Raw genomic sequence first — 3847 nt, 5'->3', positions numbered from 1 at the left:
CCCAGGATGGTGCGGCTCAGCGGCAGCTCCAGCCACTGGCGCAACACGCGGGGACCGTTCTCCAGGTCGCCGATGGTCTCGAACAGCGGGCTGATCTTGACCGAGGCGCGCGGCGCCGCGCCGCCCCAGACCAGGCCCACCTGCTTGAGCAGAACCAACGGCTCCAGGATGTCCGACAGGGTCGCCGACTTGGAGATCACATAGGCCCCGATGCAGCCGTGACCATAGTCGCGGACCATCTGGGCGGCGGCCTCCATGGTGGCCAGCTCCTTGGTCGTCTCCTCGCCATAGGCGGTGAACGGCGAGACCAGGGGCCGCTGGTGCGACAGCTCGCTGATCAGCAGCTTGGAACGGGCCTCCTCGTCGAGGTCGAGATACTTCACCCCGGAGCCGGCCCGCTGGAACAGCTCGTGCAGCGTCCGCTCGTGAACATCGGCGTTCTGGCGCAGGTCCAGGCTCATCAGGTGGAAGCCGCAGGCCTGGGCCACCTCGACCAGGGTGCGCAGGGCCGAGCCCACCAGCCGCTCGCCGCCGTTGCGCTCCAGGCTGTCGATGATGATCTTCAGGTCGGCGACGAAGGCCTCTGGGTGGCCGTAGGGCTCGACCTCCGTGCGGCCGTTGGCGAAGGCCACCCATTGGTTGGTCAGCTTCTGGGACACCGCCGAGAGACGGTCGAAGATCAGTTCCAGCGCTAGACGATAGGGTTCGTCCAGACGGTGAACGGACGGGTCCTGGGTCTGGGCGGCCAAGGCGCGCAGCTCATCGGACACCGGCGCATAGGCGGTGGAGACCGCCAGGTTGGACCACAGCTTGCGCACCTCGGCGGCGTACCAGTCCAGGATCACCCGGGCCTGGGAGGCCAGGGCCAGCTTCAGGGTGTCGCCGTTGACGCCGGGATGGCCGTCACGGTCGCCGCCCAGCCACGAGCCCATCTTCAGCAGCGGGGCCATCTGGCCGTGCTGGCCGATCTCCTGCGACCAGTCGGCATAGAGGTCGATGATCGCCGGCAGGATCGAGGTGCGGACGATCGACAGGGCGTTGCGGATCTCGTCCTTCACCGTGATCCGCTCGGGGCGGTACAGCCGGGTGCGCCACATCAGGGCGATCTCGCGGAACAGACGCTCGCGGATCTCGGCGTCCATGGCCGGCGGCAGGTGGTGGCGGCGCAGGGCCATCAGGCGCGAGATCTCGGTCTCGCGATCGACCATGCTGCGGCGGCGCACTTCGGTGGGGTGGGCGGTCAGCACCGGCACCACGTTCATGGCGGCCAGGATCTTGGTCAGCTCTTCGGGCGACTTGCCCTCGGCGACCAGCGCCTTGACGGCGTCGACCAGGGTGCGGGGGCGCTCGTCGCCCGGCTTGGCGTCGCCCTCGGCATGCCGGCGGCGGCCGGCGACGTCCTCGCCGATATTGGCCAGCATCGAGTGGCTGGCCAGGGCCCGGGCCAGGAAGATGGCCTGGTCGCTGGAGAGGTCGGCGAACAGGTGGTCCAGTCGCGGGGCCTCGCCGTCCGCGGTCTCCTGCGAGGCGGCGCTGCGCGCCTTGGCCACCAGCTTGGCGGCGTCCTCGCCGTCCAGATAGGCGATGGCCTCGTTCAGCAGGTCGCTGAGCAGGCTGGCGTTCTGTCGCACGTGGCGGCTGGTGGGGCGGTCACCGTCGCCAAACGAAGGGCCAAGGGACAGAGGCATGCGCGAAGCTCCGCGACCGCCGCGAAACCGCGACGGTTCATCAGGAAGGAAACGTACGAAACGCCGGCCGGACGTTTTGCCCTTGCTGGCGCAGCGGCGCCTCTACCGCGCTTTGCCGGCCGCGAAAAGGCGGCCGACGCATTGGTTGCGGTACCAAATACGCTTTTGCGCAGATTTCTGCCTCTAGCGAGCCAGCCAACCGCCGTCGACGGGCAAGGTAATGCCCTGAACGTAGTCAGCGGCCTGCGAGGCCAGGAACACGGCGGCCCCGCCCAGGTCGCCCGGTTGACCCCAGCGCCCGGCCGGAATGCGGGCCAGGATCGAGGCGTTGCGGTCGGCGTCGTTGCGCAGGGCCTCGGTGTTGTTGGTGTCGAAATAGCCGGGCGCGATAGCGTTGACGTTGATGCCCTTGCTCGCCCACTCGTTGGCCAGGATCTTGGTCAGACCCGCCAGGCCGCTCTTGCTGGCCGTGTAGGACGGCACGCGGATGCCGCCCTGGAAGGACAGCAGGCTGGCGATGTTGATGATCTTGCCGATGCTCGCGGTGTCGCCGCCTTGCTTCAGAACCTGCTTGGCGAAGGCCTGGGTCAGGAAGAACACGACCTTCAGGTTCGTATCCATCACCGCGTCCCAGTCGGCCTCGGAGAACTCGATGCTGTCGGCGCGGCGGATGATGCCGGCGTTGTTGACCAGGATGTCGACCTTGCCGAAGGCGGCGACGGTCTCGTCGACCACGCGCTGGACGGGCTCGATCGACCCGAAGTCGGCCTTGATCGACAGGAACTTGCGGCCCGCGGCTTCAACCAAGGCTTGGGTTTCGGTCGGGGCGCTGCGGCCGGCGGCGGCGATGTTCGCGCCCGCTTCGGCCAGCGCGACAGCCACGGCCTGGCCGAGACCGGTGTTGGCGCCGGTGACGAGGGCGACCTTGCCTTCGAGGCTGAACGGATTGGCCATGGTGCGTTCCTCAAAAATCTCGTTGTCATCCCGGACGTAGCGCGAAGCGCGAAGATCCGGGACCGACCCGAAGCGCTACGCTCCAAATCGATCCCGGATCGTCCCTTCGGGCCGTCCGGGATGACAGCCAAAGGGGTCGTGAAGGAGCTTTCGCTCCTACTTCAGCTGGCAGATGTCCAGCACGTTCATGTCGGTGTAGTCGAGGTTCTCGCCGCCCATCGCCCAGATGAACGTGTAGTTCGAGGTGCCCGAACCCATGTGGATCGACCACGGCGGGCTCATCACGGCTTCCTCGTTGGCGATCACGATGTGACGCATCTCGTCCGGCTCGCCCATGTAGTGGAAGACCCGGTCGTTCTCGCCCAAACCGAAGTAGAAATAGGCTTCCGAGCGGCGGTCGTGCAGGTGGGGCGGCATGGTGTTCCAGACGCTGCCCGGCTTCAGCACGGTCATGCCCAGCAGCAGCTGCGCCGACTTGCAGGTGGTCGGCACGATGTACTGGTAGATGGTGCGTTCGTTCGAGGTCTCCAGCGCGCCGCGCTCCAGCGGGACGGCGTTGGCGAATTCCAGCTTCTTGGTCTCGAACGCGGCGTGGGCCGGCAGGCTGGTCAGGTAGAAGCGCGCCGGGTTGGCGGCGTCGACGCTTTCGAACACCACGTCCTTCGCGCCCATGGTCACGTAGATGCCGTCACGCGGCTCGATGTCGTAGGCGACGCCGTCGACCGTGACCTTGCCCTTGCCGCCGCCGACATTGATGGCGCCCAGTTCGCGGCGTTCCAGGAACGGGTGACCGGCGGCCGAGGCGGGCTCGGTCTGGTCGGGCAGCTTAACGCCCTTGGACACCGGCGCGGCGCCGCCGACCACGAAGCGTTCGGCGTGGTTGTAATGCAGCACGATGTCGTCGGCGGCGAACAGGCCGTCCATCAGGTAGCGCTCGCGCAGGTCGTCGTTGCCGACCGCGAACATCATGTCCGGGTGGGTGGCGTGATAGGTCTTGGTGAACATTGTGGAGCTCCGGAAAATCTATTCGGCGGCGTGTTTGGCGGGATTCGACTGGACCGGCCTGGCCCAGTTGGGCCGTTGGTCGAGTTTGTAGGCGCGTTTGGGCAGGGTGTAGGTGAGGTCGACGATCAGTTCGGCGGCCTCGACCTCGTCCATGCGGTGCTCGGCGACCATGCGGGCCAGGAAGGCGCTGTCGACGCGGC

General features: G+C 67.2%; 3 protein-coding genes and 1 pseudogene. All 4 read right to left on the bottom strand.

Features of this window, described 5'->3' with window-relative positions; genetic code table 11:
- On the bottom strand, nt 1-1688 hold a 1688-nt coding region (locus AC1DZ6_RS21015; protein ID WP_477099076.1), incomplete at its 3' end, for a phosphoenolpyruvate carboxylase.
- Nucleotides 1689-1871: 183 nt separating this feature from the next.
- The gene (gene kduD, locus AC1DZ6_RS21010; protein ID WP_477099075.1) at nt 1872-2642 is read right to left on the bottom strand and encodes a 2-dehydro-3-deoxy-D-gluconate 5-dehydrogenase KduD; all 771 of its coding nucleotides are present in this window, start codon (nt 2640-2642) and stop codon (nt 1872-1874) included.
- Nucleotides 2643-2798: 156 nt separating this feature from the next.
- On the bottom strand, nt 2799-3647 hold the full coding sequence (kduI, locus tag AC1DZ6_RS21005; RefSeq protein ID WP_477099074.1) for a 5-dehydro-4-deoxy-D-glucuronate isomerase: 849 nt from the start codon (nt 3645-3647) through the stop codon (nt 2799-2801).
- An 18-nt stretch (nt 3648-3665) separates the two neighbouring features.
- Nucleotides 3666-3847, bottom strand: a pseudogene (locus AC1DZ6_RS21000) (glucuronate isomerase); the annotation flags it as partial.

Source organism: Caulobacter sp. P1_B12_2, from assembly GCF_056406675.1.
This window is presented reverse-complemented; position numbering and strand designations above follow the sequence as displayed.

What these genes read in the sequence shown, in the direction of transcription:
- kduD (WP_477099075.1), bottom strand. Translation starts at nt 2,642, where the DNA reads ATGGCCAATCCGTTCAGCCTCGAAGGCAAGGTCGCCCTCGTCACCGGC.
- kduI (WP_477099074.1), bottom strand. Translation starts at nt 3,647, where the DNA reads ATGTTCACCAAGACCTATCACGCCACCCACCCGGACATGATGTTCGCG.